At 60.5% G+C, this 15,334-nt stretch carries 18 protein-coding genes and 1 tRNA gene; 6 read left to right on the forward strand and 13 right to left on the reverse strand.

The window, feature by feature from the left end:
* Positions 1–10: 10 nt before the first annotated feature.
* The 5 genes from CVM73_RS34865 to CVM73_RS34885 form a co-directional block, all read right to left on the reverse strand.
* A complete protein-coding gene (locus CVM73_RS34865; RefSeq protein WP_100236301.1) occupies positions 11–940 on the reverse strand; it encodes a glycine/sarcosine/betaine reductase selenoprotein B family protein in 930 nt (309 codons plus the stop codon).
* A gap of 300 nt (positions 941–1,240) precedes the next feature.
* The gene (locus CVM73_RS34870; RefSeq protein WP_100236302.1) at positions 1,241–1,822 is read right to left on the reverse strand and encodes an NUDIX hydrolase; all 582 of its coding nucleotides are present in this window, start codon (positions 1,820–1,822) and stop codon (positions 1,241–1,243) included.
* A gap of 9 nt (positions 1,823–1,831) precedes the next feature.
* Complete coding sequence (locus tag CVM73_RS34875; RefSeq protein ID WP_100236303.1) at positions 1,832–2,293, reverse strand: GNAT family acetyltransferase; 462 nt, start codon at positions 2,291–2,293, stop codon at positions 1,832–1,834.
* Positions 2,290–3,717: an FAD-binding oxidoreductase gene (locus CVM73_RS34880; protein WP_100236304.1), complete on the reverse strand. Its 1,428-nt coding sequence runs from the start codon at positions 3,715–3,717 to the stop codon at positions 2,290–2,292. The genes CVM73_RS34875 and CVM73_RS34880 overlap by 4 nt, the downstream gene beginning before the upstream one ends.
* A gap of 21 nt (positions 3,718–3,738) precedes the next feature.
* Positions 3,739–4,728, reverse strand: coding sequence for an L-threonylcarbamoyladenylate synthase (locus CVM73_RS34885; RefSeq protein ID WP_100236305.1), 990 nt, complete (start codon positions 4,726–4,728; stop codon positions 3,739–3,741).
* Between the two features lie 68 nt (positions 4,729–4,796).
* Between CVM73_RS34885 and CVM73_RS34890 the strand changes: the two genes are divergently transcribed.
* Positions 4,797–4,873 (forward strand) — tRNA-Pro (locus CVM73_RS34890).
* A gap of 73 nt (positions 4,874–4,946) precedes the next feature.
* Entirely contained in the window at positions 4,947–5,174 is a 228-nt protein-coding gene (locus tag CVM73_RS34895; protein WP_100236306.1) for a hypothetical protein, read from the forward strand.
* A gap of 15 nt (positions 5,175–5,189) precedes the next feature.
* Here CVM73_RS34895 and CVM73_RS34900 read toward each other — a convergent pair whose 3' ends face one another.
* Complete coding sequence (locus CVM73_RS34900) at positions 5,190–6,446, reverse strand: site-specific integrase (protein ID WP_100236307.1); 1,257 nt, start codon at positions 6,444–6,446, stop codon at positions 5,190–5,192.
* A 695-nt stretch (positions 6,447–7,141) separates the two neighbouring features.
* Between CVM73_RS34900 and CVM73_RS41550 the strand changes: the two genes are divergently transcribed.
* A complete protein-coding gene (locus tag CVM73_RS41550; RefSeq protein ID WP_283809980.1) occupies positions 7,142–7,264 on the forward strand; it encodes a hypothetical protein in 123 nt (40 codons plus the stop codon).
* Between the two features lie 38 nt (positions 7,265–7,302).
* Here the strand turns inward: CVM73_RS41550 and CVM73_RS34905 are convergent, their stop codons facing one another.
* The 7 genes from CVM73_RS34905 to CVM73_RS34930 all read right to left on the reverse strand — a co-directional run bounded on the left by CVM73_RS34905 (position 7,303) and on the right by CVM73_RS34930 (position 12,299).
* The gene (locus CVM73_RS34905) at positions 7,303–8,034 is read right to left on the reverse strand and encodes a reverse transcriptase domain-containing protein (protein ID WP_100236308.1); all 732 of its coding nucleotides are present in this window, start codon (positions 8,032–8,034) and stop codon (positions 7,303–7,305) included.
* Positions 8,035–8,770: 736 nt separating this feature from the next.
* Complete coding sequence (locus CVM73_RS34910) at positions 8,771–8,983, reverse strand: hypothetical protein (RefSeq protein WP_146006703.1); 213 nt, start codon at positions 8,981–8,983, stop codon at positions 8,771–8,773.
* A 32-nt stretch (positions 8,984–9,015) separates the two neighbouring features.
* Positions 9,016–9,330 carry a hypothetical protein gene (locus CVM73_RS39455; RefSeq protein ID WP_146006704.1) on the reverse strand — a complete coding sequence of 105 codons (315 nt, stop codon included), beginning with the start codon at positions 9,328–9,330 and terminating at the stop codon, positions 9,016–9,018.
* A 718-nt stretch (positions 9,331–10,048) separates the two neighbouring features.
* On the reverse strand, positions 10,049–10,975 hold the full coding sequence (locus CVM73_RS34915; RefSeq protein WP_208639277.1) for a M78 family metallopeptidase domain-containing protein: 927 nt from the start codon (positions 10,973–10,975) through the stop codon (positions 10,049–10,051).
* 12 nt (positions 10,976–10,987) lie between these two features.
* Positions 10,988–11,488 carry a helix-turn-helix domain-containing protein gene (locus tag CVM73_RS34920; RefSeq protein WP_100236310.1) on the reverse strand — a complete coding sequence of 167 codons (501 nt, stop codon included), beginning with the start codon at positions 11,486–11,488 and terminating at the stop codon, positions 10,988–10,990.
* Between the two features lie 2 nt (positions 11,489–11,490).
* Complete coding sequence (locus CVM73_RS34925) at positions 11,491–12,108, reverse strand: GNAT family N-acetyltransferase (RefSeq protein ID WP_100236311.1); 618 nt, start codon at positions 12,106–12,108, stop codon at positions 11,491–11,493.
* Positions 12,105–12,299, reverse strand: a complete 195-nt coding sequence (locus tag CVM73_RS34930; protein ID WP_094194346.1) for a ribbon-helix-helix domain-containing protein — start codon at positions 12,297–12,299, stop codon at positions 12,105–12,107. The genes CVM73_RS34925 and CVM73_RS34930 overlap by 4 nt, the downstream gene beginning before the upstream one ends.
* Before the next feature lie 168 nt (positions 12,300–12,467).
* Here CVM73_RS34930 and CVM73_RS34935 point away from each other — a divergent pair, with 168 nt between their 5' ends.
* The 3 genes from CVM73_RS34935 (at position 12,468) to CVM73_RS34950 (ending at position 15,182) form a co-directional block, all read left to right on the forward strand.
* Positions 12,468–12,887 carry an HlyD family secretion protein gene (locus CVM73_RS34935; protein ID WP_146006705.1) on the forward strand — a complete coding sequence of 140 codons (420 nt, stop codon included), beginning with the start codon at positions 12,468–12,470 and terminating at the stop codon, positions 12,885–12,887.
* Complete coding sequence (locus tag CVM73_RS34940) at positions 12,887–13,324, forward strand: putative metal-binding protein (protein ID WP_100236313.1); 438 nt, start codon at positions 12,887–12,889, stop codon at positions 13,322–13,324. Before CVM73_RS34935 ends, CVM73_RS34940 begins: the two co-directional genes overlap by 1 nt.
* 442 nt (positions 13,325–13,766) lie before the next feature.
* A complete protein-coding gene (locus CVM73_RS34950; protein WP_158237643.1) occupies positions 13,767–15,182 on the forward strand; it encodes a ThiF family adenylyltransferase in 1,416 nt (471 codons plus the stop codon).
* The last annotated feature ends 152 nt before the right edge of the window (positions 15,183–15,334 follow it).

Below are 15,334 nucleotides of genomic sequence, written 5' to 3' on the forward strand. Positions count from 1 at the left end.
TTGGAGGGCGTCAGGCGGCGCGGTTGCCGCGCGCGATCTCCTTTTGCCTGTCGAATTCGGCGCGGCGCCGCGCCAGCTCTTCAGGGGAGAGCTGCGCGACATTGTTGTAGTCGAGCTTCCAGGAGGCATCCTCGCTCCAGCGCAGCGGCGACTGCATCGTGGTCTGCGGGCCGCTCGCGGTCTCCAGCAGCCGGAGCGCGAGCTCGAGCGTCTGGGCCTGCGAGGCGATGTCGTGCGGCTTGCCGGCGGAATTGCCGAGCGGGAAATCGCTGAACAGGAAGCGCGGCACGGCGGCGTGCTCGATGATGTCCTTGGCGCAGCCCATGATCACGGTCGCAATGCCGTTGCGCTCGAGATGCCGCGCCACCAGCGCCGTGGTCTGGTGGCAGACCGGGCAGTTCGGCACCAGCACCGCGGCATCCACCTTGTCGGCGAGGCAGCGCGAAAGAAGCTCCGGCGCGTCGGTGTCGAGCGTGACACGATGGCTGCGGTTGGTCGGCGCGCCGAAGAAGCGCTGGCTCACTTCGCCGATCCGCCCCGCGGCGCTGGCCTTCAACAGCTGCGGCAGCGGAAACCAGGTGCCGCTGTCGGTCGCCGAGGTGTGCTTGCGGTCGTAGCCGATGTGCGAGATGCGCAGATCGTGCTGCTTCGACGTGTCGCCGTCATAGACCTGGTAGAATTTTGCGCTGCCGTTATACGCCGCGCCCGGCCCCTGATCGCCCTTGGTGGGATCGTACGGCGCGGCCGTCGTGATGATGGTGACGCGCGACTGGGCCAGCGGCTTCTTGAGCGGCTGGAACGGCGCCTCGGTGTAATGCGCCCAGCGATACGGCGTGGTGTAGCCGATCGCCGCGTAATAATCGCGCGTGCGCTGCATGTAGGGGACGGGGGCATCGTAGTCGGGCGCAAAGCCGAATTCGTCGTCGCGCGGAGCGGACATGGCGCGTCTCCTGGTTCTTGGTTGGCTCCAGACTAGAGATAGTTTGTGCGTTGCTCAACGGGGGGCGGGAGGACGCAGGACAGAATTGCAGATGAGGATGGTGCGGCGGCGGTGCTGCTAACCCTCTCCCCTTGTGGGCCCCTTGTGGGAGAGGGTGGCTTCGCGGCAGCGAAGCCGGGTGAGGGGTCTCTATCCTCACGAACGGTTTCGCACGTGGAGAGATACCCCTCATCCGGCGCTTCGCGCCACCTTCTCCCACAAGGGGAGAAGGGTTTGCACCTCGCGCGCGGATAGACTCACCTACCTGAACACGTGCAGCGCCGCGTATTGCAGCAGCATGATCGCCTTGGCGTCGATGATGCGGCCGTCGGCGATCATCGCCAGCGCCTCGTCAATGCCGAGCTCCAGCACCTCGATGTCCTCGCCCTCGTGTTCGAGGCCGCCGCCATCGCTGACGCGCATCGAAGGCTCGTATTCGGCGACGAAGAAATGCAGCTTCTCGGTGATGGCGCCGGGGCTCATGAAGGCCTCGAACACCTTGTGGACGTGGTGCAGGCGATAGCCGGTTTCCTCCTCGGCCTCGGCGCGGATGCGCTCTTCCGGGGAAGCATTATCCAGCACGCCGGCCGCCGCCTCGATCAGGAGGTCGTCATAGCCGCGGATAAAGGCCGGCAGGCGGAACTGGCGCACCAGGATCACGGTCCGCCGCGCGAGATTGTAGGGCAGCACGGCGGCGGCGTTGTCGCGTTCATAGGTCTCGCGCTGCTGGGTCTGCCACTCGCCATTGGTCCGCCGATACTCGAAGGTCGTGGTCTTCAGCGTGGTCCAGCCGTCCGAGAGCACGCGGACGTCCTTGATGCGGACGCGGTCGGAAATGGTCATGGCTGGATCTCAGTTGCTTGGCGTGGTCGCGCGGCCGTCGAGCCACTTCTGGAACATGACGGAGGTGGATAGCTCGAAACCCAGCGATCCGTAGAACGCATTGGCCTGCGCGTTCTCGCGGCGGACAAGGAGCTGCAGTTTTGGAATTCCGGCCGCGCGTAGCCAATCCTCCGCCGCCGCCATGATGGCGCGGCCATGGCCGCGCTTCTGGCTATCCGGATCGACCGCGACGTAATAGACCCAGCCGCGATGGCCGTCATGGCCGACCATGATTGTCGCGACGATCGCGCCGTCGTCGCGGCCGATCAGCACGGTGGAATTGTCGCGCCGCCGCGCCAGCGCGATGTCGGCATGCGGGTCGTTCCAGGGACGCGTCAGGCCGCAGCGCCGCCACAGCGCGACGACCCTCTCGACGTCGGCGTCGGCGATGGGGTCGATCGCGAGCGGAGCAGGCGAGACCGATGCGCTCACAGCACCTTCCCCGGATTCATGATGCCGAGCGGATCGAGCATCGCCTTGATGGAGCGCATCAGCTCGATCGCGGTCTTGTCCTTCACTTCGGGCAGCTCATCGCGCTTCAGCACGCCGATGCCGTGCTCGGCCGAGATCGAGCCGCCCATGCGCAGCACGATCTCGAACACGACGGCGTTCATCTCGTGCCAGCGCGCCAGGAAGTCCGCGCTATCAGCGCCAATCGGCTGGCTGACATTGTAGTGCAGATTGCCGTCGCCGAGATGGCCGAACGGCACCGGGCGCGCGCCGGGGATCAGCTTCACCACGGCGGCGTCGGCCTCGGCGATGAATTCAGGCACGGCGGCGACGGGCACGGAGATGTCGTGCTTGATCGAGCCCCCCTCCGGCTTCTGCGCCGCCGACATCTCGTCGCGCAGCTTCCAGAACGCACCGCGCTGGGCAAGGCTCGCCGCGATCACGGCGTCGTCGACGATCTCCTCCTCCATGGCGCGGGCGAGGATCGTCTCCAGCGGCGTGCGGGCATCCTCGCTCGGTGAGGACAATTCCATCAGCACGTACCAGCGATGCTTCTCTGCAAGCGGATCGCGTACGTCGATGCCGTGGCGGACCGAGAAGTCGACCGCCATCTCCGAGAGCAATTCAAAACTCGTCAGCGCATTGGCGGCTTCGCCTTGCGCGATCGTCAGCAGTTTCAGCGCCGCCATCGGCGACTTCAGCCCGACGAAGGCCGTCTCGATCGCCCGCGGCTTCGGAAACAGCTTCAGCGTCGCCGCCGTGATGATGCCGAGCGTGCCTTCGGCGCCGATGAAGAGGTTGTGCAGATTGTAGCCGGTGTTGTCCTTCTTCAGCTTCGTCAGCGCGTTCAGCACGCGCCCGTCGGCGAGCACCACCTCCAGTCCCAGCGCCATCTCGCGGGCAACGCCATAGGCGAGTGCCGCGGTGCCGCCGGCATTGGTCGAGAGATTGCCGCCGATGGTGCAGCTTCCTTCCGCGCCCAGCGACAGCGGAAACAGCCGGTCCACCTCCGCCGCCTTCGCTTGCGCGATCTGCAGCACCACGCCGGCCTCGCAGGTCATGGTGTTGGAGGCGGTGTCGACCTCGCGGATCTTGTCGAGCCGGCGCAGCGACACCACCACTTCGCCATTGTGCGGCGTCTGCCCGCCGACGAGCCCGGTGTTGCCGCCCTGCGGCACCAGGGCGATGTTGTGCGCGGAGGCGAGCTTGCAGATCGCGGAGACCTCCGCCGTCGAGCCCGGGCGCAGCACCAGCGGCGAGCGGCCGTGGAACAGATTGCGCTCCTCGGTGACGTAAGGCTCGATGTCGGCGGCATCGGTGATCGCGTGGCGCTCGCCGACGATCTTGCGGAATTGCTCGATCAGCTCGGGCGCAAGCGGAGGCGTGGCAGATTTGTTGATGTTCATTATTTCGTCTCTTCTTCCACTCTATCGCGCAACCGCCGCCCGGCGCAGCCGGTCGTTGATCGCTTCGCCCAAACCGTCTTCGGGGATCGGCATCACCGCGATCGACCGCGGGCTCTTCGCATCCAGGCTACGAAGATAGCCGAACAGATTGGCAGCGGCTTCATCGAGATCACCGCTGAGCGACAAATTCATGACGGCCGCGGCACCGTCAATGCCGGGCAGGCGCGACGGCCCAAACGCCAGCAGCGCCTCGCCCGGCATGACCTCGCGCGCATCGAGCCGCACATGGGCGCGCGGCGCGTAATGCGAGGCCAGCATGCCCGGCGCCAGCGGCTGGCTGTCGTCGCTTTCAGCTTCCATCGGCGGCCGCGCCAGCGGCATGCCCAGCACCGCCTCGATTCGTTCGCGTGAGAGCCCGCCGGGACGGAGCAGCATCGGCGCGTTGAGGCAGCCGACAATGGTCGATTCGACGCCGACCGCGACCGGCCCGCCGTCGACGATCAGGTCGATCCGCCCCGCAAGGTCGCTCTCGACATGGGCGGCCAGCGTCGGCGAGACGTGGCCGGAGATGTTGGCGGACGGCGCCACCACGGCGCCGCCAAAGGCGCGCAGGATCGCCTGCGCCACCGGATGGGCGGGAATGCGGATCGCGACCGTGTCGAGGCCGGCGGTGGCGAGATCCGCCACCGGGCAATCGTCGGTCTTCGGCACGACCAGCGTCAGCGGCCCCGGCCAGAACGCCTCCGCGAGCTCTAGGGCGCGCGCGTCGAACCGCCCGATCCGCCGTGCGGCCTTTAGGTCCGCAACATGCGCGATCAGCGGATTGAACGCCGGCCGCCCCTTGGCGGCATAGAGATGGGCGATCGCGGCTGCATTTGCGGCATCCGCCCCGAGCCCGTAGACCGTCTCGGTCGGAAACGCGACCAGCCCGCCGGCCGCCAAGGTCCGGGCGGCGGCCTCCGCGCCGGCCGCGCCGGCCGGCAAAATCAGCGTTTCAACACCCGTTTTCACAGGGATAAAATTCCTCGTCTCGGCCGCTTGCAGTGCGTCAAACCCGACGCTATAAGCCGCCTTCTTGTCGGAGTGTGGCTCAGCCCGGTAGAGCACTGCGTTCGGGACGCAGGGGTCGCAGGTTCGAATCCTGCCACTCCGACCATTATTTCAAGTACTTATAGTTTCTATGTTTTTCGGGCGCAATGAAATGCGCAACGAATTGAGGCACGGCAGCCATGCCCATCGATCTCAAGGCTTACGCCAAGGACGTCGAGGAGCAGATAAAGCAGATCCGGGACGATCTTGCGCCGCTGGAAGCCGGGAAAATGACGATCGGGGAACGCGAAGGAAATAGGCCTTGGCGAGACGTCACGCAAGACATGATCAGGCACCAGAAGTCCTCCCTCCGGACCTATGAGTTAATTCTGGCTGACCTGCGGGCAAGAATAGCCCGCGGCGAATAGAGTTCAGAGTTCAGCTCAGCGCCTTCCCCTAAACGCCTCTGCGGCCTCTTCCTGGAAATCTGGATGGTGATGGCCGTAGTTGGCCTCGAGCTGCTCCACGGTCATGCCAAGCCAGCCTGCGGCTTCCCACATATCGACACCTGCCTGCATGAGCCAGGTCGCCGCGGTGTGGCGCAAGGAGTGGCGAACCACGTCATCGCCTAGCCCCGCATCCTCCAGGATACCCTCCCAAGCCGATCTGATCTTGCCAGCAAGCGGCTGGCCATCGTGCATACGGTTGACGACGAAGCGAATCTGGTCGCCGTCCTTCAAAAGGCCCGCCGCTCGCAGCTCGGACGAGCGCGTCTGGTCGATCTTCCGCCAACGGACCAAGTGAGGGCGTAGCCGGCTGGCAATCTTTGCGGGCGGGCGTCGCTTTTTGGTTGACCGTTCCAAAGCCCCCTTGCCTTGGTAAACCATCGCGTCCAGATTCATCCAAGGATGGGTCGTTGTCGGCAGCCACTGTGTCCGGCGGATCGTCTCTTCGCGGCGAGCGCTGTACATGCCAACCAGAGTGAAGCGCGCAGCCGGATAGCGGCGACGGATAATCCATCGCTCACGTCTCATGAGCTTGCCATCTTCCCTGCGTTTCCAGGTCTCCCGCTCATTGTCCCACACGTAGCCAATCGCAGCGCCGAGCAAGCGGGCGGCTTCATTGCGTGTCAACCATCGGTGACGCCCCTCCGCCTTTGGGGGCAGGGTAATCTTTGGCACCACGTTAAGCGTGTGTTCCGCGTGATACGCGTTAATTGCAGCCCGAAAGTCCTCAAGTCGACGTCGCGCGGTCTGGTCCGAGACCGTACCGTCGCGGGGCTTGATGCCGGCTTTCCTGTTGTTGTCGTTCGGCGTGCCCGTAGACCAGTCTACGAAATCGCGACAAAGCTGAGCCTTGAGTTCGCCGACCGTCCTGTCGCCAAAGAAGTTATTGAGATCTAGCAAGCGAATGAGCAGCAGGTCGTGCTGGGCCCATGCCCGCTGGTCGCTCTTGTCTTTGGGACGCTTTGAAATCTCGTAAGCGGTGAGGACGTCAGCTATGGCGAGGACGCCGGGGTTGGTGGCGCCGATCGTGCTGGTATGCCGCTCGCCGATGTAGTTTTCGAGCGCCTTCGCAGCGCCGTCAATGTCGTCGCGGCCGCAGCCTGTGCGGATTTGCCGGCCACGGTCGAGGATGATCCAGGTTTCATCATCCTCTCGGAACCAGAGGCGTGGGGGCTTGGCTTTACGGCCCGGCATGATGGCTTGACCAATTTGCGGATGGCGCGAGGTGTGGTCAAATCTTTGCCTGCCACTTTGGCGATTTCAAGAGTCCCAGCGGCTGCGGCCCTGCGCAACGAAGATAAAGTCAATGGACCGTGCGGAAAGAATACGACAGCGGCCTCGACGAGAGTCATCACTTCGTCCTCGTCCCATTGGGCAGGATCGGGCCGTACTTTCGCGCGAGCGAGCTTGTCGATCTTGCGCTTTGGCATATCTGAACGCGGTGCTTGTGTTTGCGCGAGGCCCTTCGGTTCGGCCACCGGGTCCTAGGTGTATGCGAAATCTGCTCTTCGAGAAGCGCGCCTCTCGCTAGGTGCGGCAATTGGCGGTTTCCGAGTGCAAATCGGACAATTTGGGATTCTTAATCAGCGGGTTCTACGTTCGAGCCGTGGTGCGTCCCCAAGACGCGGAGGAGGACAGGGCGCTGGATAAGTTGGATGGTATAACTAGCGTTTCGCGACGAGCTGATTCACCCGTCGTCAACTGTGGAAATTCACGTCCACACCCTTGCGGCCAATCCGGGTAGTTCCCATGTCCTCCGCGACACCGAAATAGTCGAAGCGTGTAGGGGACACCGGTAGACTCGTAAACGTCCAAAAATCCCCAGCTCGCTGGCTTAACGCGCGATGTCGACTACGTTAGGACCCCGCGCACGATGACAGGAGACCCGTATGGGGATCTTCCTCGTCCTCGAAGCCAGTCAGCCGAACGGTACGACGTATCGTCTTGGTCTCGGATGCCTTGTGCCTCCGAAGCTGGCCTCGATGGTAGCCGTGATCGTGCGGCTGTTCTGAACGAAAGGGCCGCTCCGTGAGGGGTGGCCTTTTCTATTTTAGACGTTCTGCGACCGCACAAGATCCCGGTACTCATCAAATCCCGAGTCGGAAAGGGCCGTGCGGTCTGTCCGATTGAAATACTTGGCGACTCGAGCCGGAGTGACTTCCGCTGTACCGCTGGTGAGATCGCAGTTGAAAGCCGTAATAGCGGCCCGTGGGGAAACCAGTTTGCCAGGGTTGGGAATGAACCCGGCAGCAACGCACGTGTCGCGGATGTCCTCGTAGGCGGCCGTAAGTACCGCCTCGTCGTTGTGCGAGCCAATGAAATCGTCGAGGTAGACCGAGATACACACCCCCTTCGCTAGTGCCCGCTCGATTGCATCGGCTACCTCGGACTTCATTAGGGCGAGGCTCGCGAGCAGTGGAGATTGTACGAAACCAATGGGGAGTGCGTGCGGAGGTCCCGGCAGCGGATTGCGAACGCACGACCACATAGCGAAAGTGTTTGCGCCGGGGTAGCCCCACTGCCGTAGCGCACGGGTTACGCGCATCCGCGCGATCGAGTAATAGAAGTTCTGGATGTCGATTTTGAAGAAGAGGTGATTGTTCAGGTGCGCGTGTAGGGCAGCAACATGGCCGCCCTTTTTGAAGTGATACATGTAGTCTGGAAACACGACGCGGCGTTTGAAGTAGCCGAGCATCCGCCGGCCACGCCGTTCGCACTTGTCGTTCGGGACGAAAAACCACTTACCGCGCGACCGATATTTGAACTCGTAATTGACGATCATGGCAGTTGGCGACCTTACCCACAATTTCAATCAGAAGCTTGATGGCAGTCAAAACCGGCACCAACCATTCCGCGATCTTGCGGGTAAGGGTCGCCATACGTGCTAAAAATTTGCGCATATGGCATCTCCATAGTTCCCCGCCAGCTACCCGCGACCCAATAACTTGGAGTCGTCAACCGAGAAGCACCTGATACGCAACGTTACATCACGCATCAGTTGTCCGAACGCGAACATCTGAACCATTACGATCCAAACATCCGGTGTCGCCAGGTCATTGCCAGCGGAAAGCACAACGTGGAGATGCACGTTCCACGATGCAAGGGCTTATTGGATTAAGAGACCATTGTTTCTGGTTTTGTTCTATGAGAAACTGGTGCAGTAACACGTGCTCATGCAGGCGAGCCGGGCTTGAATCCGTAAGGTCTTCATCGCAGGACTCTCCTCACGATGATCATCAAGCGGATCGACTTTACCCCTCTCAAGGCTGAAACAGGGGTTCGATTCCCCTAGGGAGCGCCAGCAAGTTTTTTCAAATACTTAGCCAGGTTTTTAGCGGTGTTAGCGGCGCCAGCTAGCGGAAGTATTTTCTTGCTCGCAACGCACGTACCGAACTCGCGAAAGCTAGCACTCGCTTCAGGAGACCTGCTGACGTCCCGAGGGCGGTGTGAAGGTGTAGAGAGAGCGTTGGCGGCCTTCACCCATTCCCCCTCGATCCGCCTACGCTCCATCTTGATGGCTACGTCGAGGTCGCCGAGATCATCGCTTTCGGTGAGATAGGAGCCGAACACGCGCACTTCTGTGACATAGGGAGGAGCTCGCCATCGCTGTTGATTCTGGCGATGCGCTCTAGGACCTCTTCGAGCAATTTCTCCGCCGCCGCGCGGTTCATGCGTGGAACCAGGAATTTCATTCCGGTCGCGTGGCCGTCATCCGTGACCCGGTAGACCATGCGGCCGTCGCTTTCCCGGCCCTCTTCGCAAATCAGTTCGTGCGCGAGCAACGCCTTGATGAGACTTGTGTCTGAGGAGCAAAATCCGGTACTTTGGGTAAGCGCACTCCGAAGATCTTGTCGCGCTTGCGTGCGTTCATCCAAAGGCGCAGGGCATGGCCGCGGTTGGATCGGTCTAGCTTGCCAGTTTCGATCAAGTGATCGATGATCGAGCGCCACCATGCCCTGAAGAGATGTTCATCGACCAGATTTGCAAAGAAGCCGTCCGAATTCGTTGCGTCTGCTAGAAGGTCGCGGATGAGTTTGGCTGGCTGCCCTCCGATCTGTGTTTTGCGGTCGATTTTCATTGGGCCTCGGCATCAAGGAGAGATGCCAGCAAAGAGAATCCTTGCTCGATGTATGAGATTATTGACGGTGATGATCATCGGTTCGCCGCTTCACCGAAGCTTTCGATTGCCTCCTGGAGCACCTCCGAAATTTGCTAGGGATATCGAGCGCGTAGCTCTCGAGGATGTAGAAAGTGTTGGCGGGCCGATGCTACGGCCTTTCTTCGGTTTACTTATGCTCGTTACCTCGAATTCGATTTTGTTCGCGACCCGCGGTCGGCGAGTACCAGCCAGTCCTCCTGGATGAATCTGATAATCCTAGCGTTACTGAACAAAGCCGCAGGCCGCTTGGAGCGTCACGTCGACTGCGTCGAAATAGGCGTCATCCTTATCCGACGCTTCCAAAAGTCCAATTCTCAAGCCGCACGAATTCGTGGAAGCGACATCCCGGTTCTGGACATACCACGCTCGGAAAGACATTTCCTTCAGGATCTACACGGTGTCTTCGGAGCGTCAGAACATGTCCCGACGTGCAGGCCATCGTGGCCTTAAATCGCTCCCTAGTCGACGGGTGACACGGACACCAAGTACCGTGTCGCGGCCGGTCGGCGTCATCGGTCTGCCGCCATATCACGATGCGGCGTGCTTTCCGTCTCCGACGCTGAAGGACCGAACGTAGGATATAGAGCGTTCCGTCTACCCAGCGGGAAATCTGTATGCTCGGCTTCGGCAAGGTAAACTACGCTCCAAATACCGAGGCTTTCCTCTTAGATGCGAGGCCCAACGTTAACACGGCCCGCGTCGTCGAGAAGCATTCGATCCGAAACTCCCAGTTCTCGCCGGTATCATCCGCAAGTATGTCGGTGACTTCGAAGACGGGGCCCTTCGTGCGATTGGTAGCGTGGGCTTTGACGAGAGAGTACGCCATCTCGGGGCTTAAGTTAGAAAACTTGCCTTTGAAGGCCGGAGACCTGATGAAGTAGCGCCACGCTAACGGGCCGTCGTGAGCCCCGACCTTCGGGAACCGAGGATGCGAGCTGACGACACCGAACACTGCATGCTCCGGGTCGCGGCTCTCAATCAAGCGCCAGAACGTCGACACGATGGAGTTGTCGTACCGCTTGGCAAGCTTTTTGACCGAGTCGAAGGTCGGTGCCAAGTCCCGAGCCTCCGCGGTGAACCGATCCGACATGAACAGTAAGCGACCTGCGCCGTAGTTGGCTTCAGCCTCAATCGTGGCGTGACAAGTCGGATCAAGGGTGACTCTGTTGTCGCCCAGCAAAAAATCCTTGTGCCATCCGATGACGCTATGGCTGATTTCGTGGCTCTCGATCCAGCGGTGCTTGGGTTCCGGTACGGTCTCGTCCAAGAGAATGCGCATAGATGATGGAACCCAGAACGCCGTCAACTTGGACTGGGTCAGTGCGTCGCTAAGTATTCTGCCGACGTCCGGAATGGTCTTCCTGGCGAACAGCTTGAACCGGTGCGTGATTTCATCGAGAAACCCTGGATCGGTGCTCTTGTAGTAGCGAAGGTCGAGGTTGAGTAATTTTCTCACTTCCGCGAGGCGAATGGGCGGTTCGGGGTTTCCCAAGTCACGTAGGATGCGGTTGATCTGAGCATCGATCTCGCGCCTTTCGTATTCTCCGACTTCATCCTCGATCATCGTATGCACCCGTCAGGCCAATTCGTTCAGTGCTCCAACAAATGCCTCCAATACCTCCAATTGCTCCCTCGAAAGATTGGAAACATCGTCCGAATGGGCCGCGAACTGGACTGCCGTGTTGTACAATCTTCGATCTATTGCGACCGTTGCGCCGGACATCTGAGAAAGGTTGTTCAGCGAAACTCCGAAAAACTTGGAAAGATTACTGAGAAGGCGAGGGCGAGCCGTGTAGCTTGGGTTCGTCTCGACCTGTCGGAGCTCTTCTTCCGAAACGTCCGCCCGCACGGCCAATTCCGGCAACGTCAGACGATCCCGCATCCGCAACTGACGGACGAGCGCCCCCAGCGCAATCCTCAACTGAAGAGCAGTGCGCGGTGCCACGATCGATGATTTTCCGCTCGCCAGGTCGTCCGCCACCGCGTTTCGCTCGAGTGACCTTCCGGCATCCGTCTCGATATCCGGATCCGACTTGATCTTCTGCTCAAGCCATTGCGTCGAAAACAGAAGCTTCATGGTCAAACCTCCGCTCCCTTGAGGAATTCGATCGCCTGTTCTTCCGTCATTTCGAAGTAACGCATTCCCTCTGCTTCATCGAAGCCACAGTCGGTAAGGCCGAGCTCCTGGTACCAGGTTTCGGATTGTTCGAGCGCGTGCAGCCCGATCCTGCCGTAAAACTCGAGATCGATGCTCAAGCTGACACTGGTGGCGAACAGCGCGCGACCTACTCCCTTGTATTTCGGCGTAGCGGTGAATTTGTGCCTGTTCCAGGGCGCGGTCGCAATCCGGTCGATGTAAGCGAGCTCACGTCCATTGTGGGGCGCAAGCTTCGCGAATTTGGTAGCGACGTTGACGTTCATAAAGCCTTGCGTCACGCCGCCGCATTCGATGACGAAGCTCTCATAGGAAAGGCTCGATGTCATGATCTCATCCCATTCCCAGTGCGAGTCTTGTGCGTTGCCTGATGCGGAATCATCCCAGTTCGCGAAATCGGCGTTGCGTCGCACCAGTTCCGGCTTCCACAGCTCTTCGTAATGTCGACGGTTCGCGTCGTCGCACCCCGAGAATATCTGCGCAGGCTCAATTTCGCCCGTGTGCCGATTCAACAGAACCGCGGCGCCGAGAAGCTTTTTCATAGCACGACGAGCTCGGCCTTATCTTTCGTGGTCGGATGCTCCACGAAGACCTTCTCCCCGCGCTCGATCCGCTCGGTGACAGATTGGTAGAGCCGGAGCGCCTGGCGGAGCAGGGCGGTCTTCGACATGCCGCGCCGCTGCGAAAGTTCGTCGAGAACCTCCATCTCTTTGTCGCTCAGGATGAGCGTCATTTGCCGGCGATCCATGGCCAAACCTGTCGAGTGTGTCGTTGTGTAGAAGAATTATGGGCTATTCGGCTATAAAGTCAACAAAATTAGCGTCGAAAAATGGCCATTGACTACATAAAAAATAACGATTATATGGTGATTAGGATGATTTCCCGGCCATGGAGGAGGATCATGAGCGACGATTTGGAGAAGGCTGAGCACGATCTCGCCAAAGCCCGCGGGGACCTTGAACGAGCTGAGGCTCTTTACGCTGAGGCCGAAAAAGAGATGGCCAAGGCTCGCAGCGAGTTGGCGCAGGCAGAGGAAGAGATCGAGAAAGCCAAGAAGAATCACATCGAGGTCTCGATCTCGACTACGGCCGGCTTCCATCCCGCCGAAGGGTTCAATTCGGTTTCTGAAAATCAGATTGTCCAGCACGAGCTAGACAAGGCGAAGAAGGAGCTGAACATCAAGGACGTCACCGGCTGGATCGCGAGCGTGATCACGCCCGCGGGGAAGCGGACGCTCGATCCGTCAAAGAGCTACGTCGAAAACGGCCTTAGCAGTAAGGCCGAGATCGACTGGGGTCCGAGCGAAGGAGGCGGTGGATAATGCATCCCGCGGCCGTACAAGCGCTGTTCGAGGAGGAAACGAAACATCTCGGCCCCGCATTGTGCGCGCGGCGCGGATGGACAATGCATCGCATTGATTTCCCGATCATCAACTGTTCCTTCAATGGCTGCGGCAGGACACCGCTGCGGCTGACGTTGACGTGCGACAATTGGAACGAACTTCCGCCTTCCATTCGTCTGGAGACGCCTTCGGGCGAACCGCTGCGGGTTTTGCCGCCAAATCCGACAGGGGTCTTTCATGCAGGGCCGCACCATGTCACGAACTTGCCTTTCGTCTGCATGCGTGGATCCCGCGAATACCACACGCACCCCAGTCACGTGACGGATTACTGGGACGGTTGTCGCGGAAGCTCGAGCTACACGATCGGCGGCATCATGACTCAGATCTGGAACGCTTGGCTCAAGGGAGCAGGTTGATGATCCATTGTTCAGGCCAAGTGATTCAAGCGACGCTGTCGTTCCTGCGGGCCGCCGGAGAGCAGAACAGCGAGTGCGTCGTATTGTGGTTGGGTCGTCCCGGTCGTGAGGGTACAAGCGTCGTCGAGTGCTATCGTCCTCATCAGCTCGCCAGAGCCGACCGGTTCCAGATTCCGGTCCAAGGAATGGACATGCTGCGCGCGAAGCTCCGTTCGGAAAGGCTCATGGTCGCAGCCCAGGTCCATTCGCATCCGCAGGACGCCTTCCATTCGAAGGCTGACGACGCTTGGGCGATAGTCCGGCACGAAGGGGCATTGTCCCTCGTCGTGCCGAGGTTCGCCCGGGATACTTTCCCCGAGAATTTCCTGGCGCAAACGAAGGTGTATAGGTTCTCCAACGCAGCGACCTGGGACGAGGTGCCCGGCGAGCGATGGGTACAAGAATGTCTACGGATAATCTAACTGCGGAAGCCAGACGCGAGAACGCCGCAATGCTTGCAGCGGCGCTCGGGATCGACCTCGAATCTGCCGGCGAAGCGCTGCAGTTCGGCGTGGCGATCACATTCGATCCTGCGGACACGACTGCTGCCGCGATAGCGGACGATTTGGCAGCTCTTTTGGGGCGGACCGTCGGGGGCGTTACTTTTGGAATCGCAGAGGCGGATACTGTTCTCGAAGTCTTGGTCGGAAAAGTAGACGCGAACACCAGACTGCCGAGCCTGCTGGTATACGTCGGATCTGGTGGAGCTGTGATCGGAGGCCGTCCCGCCCAGGAGCCTTGCGCAGGCATTCCCCGCGTTCTCTGCCTCTTGGTTGCTTGCTATGCGGCTGCGGCGACCATGCAGGCCGTTTTCGGCGCGCGGCTGCCTTTCGAAGCCGCATTTCCGCAGCGGATATCGTTTGATCAGTTGGGAATCGATCCGGGGGCATTCGTTGGTCCGGTCGCTCTCGGAGACGTCTACCTTGCCGGTGCTGGCGCCATCGGGAATGGCTTCCTTTGGGCGGCGAGGCACCTGAACTTCACCGGAACTCTGCACATCGTCGACGACGACGTCGTCAGTCCCGGAAATCTCAATCGTCAGATATGGTTCGCCAAAGACGACATCGGCCTTTCAAAGGCCGAACGTCTGTCGTCTCTCGCACAGAATGAGTTTCCGGGCCTGAAGCTGACGCCCAGAACGCATCGACTGCAAGATTTGCCGGAAAAGTCGGATGGTCCTTGGTTGAGGCGACTTCTGGTCGCGGTCGATAGCCGGCGGGCCAGACGAAAGATCCAGATGGAATTTCCCGGAGAGGTCTTCGATGCATCCACGACGGACATCCGTGAGATCGTGGTGCACTATCATAGGCAGCCGACGCAAGGAGCCTGCTTGAGCTGCATATACGAAGCCGATCAAGAGGAGTTCACCAGAGAGCACCACATTGCGGAGCATCTCGGCGTGTCAGTCGAGGACGTGAGGTCCGAGCGGATCAACCCCTCCGCTGCGGACCGGATTGCTGCGCATGTTCGAGGCATCGAAGCCTCGGCACTGGTGGGGATCGCCTACGATACGTTGTTCAAGCAGCTCTGCGGTGAGGGGGCGTTGCGGACCCTTGAGGGACGTAGAGTCGTTGCGCCCTTTGCCTTTGTTTCGGTTCTGGCGGGCACCCTCCTTGCCATTGAAATTCTGCGAAGAGTTGGAGTAGGCCGCAACAGCGTCGATTTCAACTACTGGAGGGTTAGCCCCTGGCACTGTGTACTCGAACGCAGGCGCATTTTCCGACCACCGCAGGTCGGTTGCGAGTTCTGCGGCAACACGGTTCTGCGCTCGGTAAATGCCGCTCTCTGGGGAGCTTTATCACCGCCAAGGACGGAGTAGGGCTCTGCTAGGAAACTCCTTGCTCTGTCGACGAGGCGCATTTGCAGCGGGTGATCCGGGCGGTCCGTTCGGCATGATCCCCTCTGGTGTGAAGGTGTACCTGGCCAGCCATCCAGTCGACTTCCGCAAGGGGATCGACGGCCTTGTTGCGC

Origin of the sequence: Bradyrhizobium forestalis, assembly GCF_002795245.1 — a bacterium.
Classification (GTDB): domain Bacteria; phylum Pseudomonadota; class Alphaproteobacteria; order Rhizobiales; family Xanthobacteraceae; genus Bradyrhizobium; species Bradyrhizobium forestalis.

Excerpts from the sequence above, each read along its gene's own strand:
- CVM73_RS34865 (WP_100236301.1), bottom strand. The coding sequence starts at position 940 with ATGTCCGCTCCGCGCGACGACGAATTCGGCTTTGCGCCCGACTACGAT.
- CVM73_RS34870 (WP_100236302.1), bottom strand. The coding sequence starts at position 1,822 with ATGACCATTTCCGACCGCGTCCGCATCAAGGACGTCCGCGTGCTCTCG.
- CVM73_RS34880 (WP_100236304.1), bottom strand. The coding sequence starts at position 3,717 with ATGAACATCAACAAATCTGCCACGCCTCCGCTTGCGCCCGAGCTGATC.
- CVM73_RS34895 (WP_100236306.1), top strand. The coding sequence starts at position 4,947 with ATGCCCATCGATCTCAAGGCTTACGCCAAGGACGTCGAGGAGCAGATA.
- CVM73_RS34900 (WP_100236307.1), bottom strand. The coding sequence starts at position 6,446 with ATGCCGGGCCGTAAAGCCAAGCCCCCACGCCTCTGGTTCCGAGAGGAT.
- CVM73_RS41550 (WP_283809980.1), top strand. The coding sequence starts at position 7,142 with ATGGGGATCTTCCTCGTCCTCGAAGCCAGTCAGCCGAACGGTACGACG.
- CVM73_RS34905 (WP_100236308.1), bottom strand. The coding sequence starts at position 8,034 with ATGATCGTCAATTACGAGTTCAAATATCGGTCGCGCGGTAAGTGGTTT.
- CVM73_RS34910 (WP_146006703.1), bottom strand. The coding sequence starts at position 8,983 with ATGGTCTACCGGGTCACGGATGACGGCCACGCGACCGGAATGAAATTC.
- CVM73_RS39455 (WP_146006704.1), bottom strand. The coding sequence starts at position 9,330 with ATGAAAATCGACCGCAAAACACAGATCGGAGGGCAGCCAGCCAAACTC.
- CVM73_RS34915 (WP_208639277.1), bottom strand. The coding sequence starts at position 10,975 with ATGATCGAGGATGAAGTCGGAGAATACGAAAGGCGCGAGATCGATGCT.
- CVM73_RS34920 (WP_100236310.1), bottom strand. The coding sequence starts at position 11,488 with ATGAAGCTTCTGTTTTCGACGCAATGGCTTGAGCAGAAGATCAAGTCG.
- CVM73_RS34925 (WP_100236311.1), bottom strand. The coding sequence starts at position 12,108 with ATGAAAAAGCTTCTCGGCGCCGCGGTTCTGTTGAATCGGCACACGGGC.
- CVM73_RS34930 (WP_094194346.1), bottom strand. The coding sequence starts at position 12,299 with ATGACGCTCATCCTGAGCGACAAAGAGATGGAGGTTCTCGACGAACTT.
- CVM73_RS34935 (WP_146006705.1), top strand. The coding sequence starts at position 12,468 with ATGAGCGACGATTTGGAGAAGGCTGAGCACGATCTCGCCAAAGCCCGC.
- CVM73_RS34940 (WP_100236313.1), top strand. The coding sequence starts at position 12,887 with ATGCATCCCGCGGCCGTACAAGCGCTGTTCGAGGAGGAAACGAAACAT.
- CVM73_RS34950 (WP_158237643.1), top strand. The coding sequence starts at position 13,767 with ATGTCTACGGATAATCTAACTGCGGAAGCCAGACGCGAGAACGCCGCA.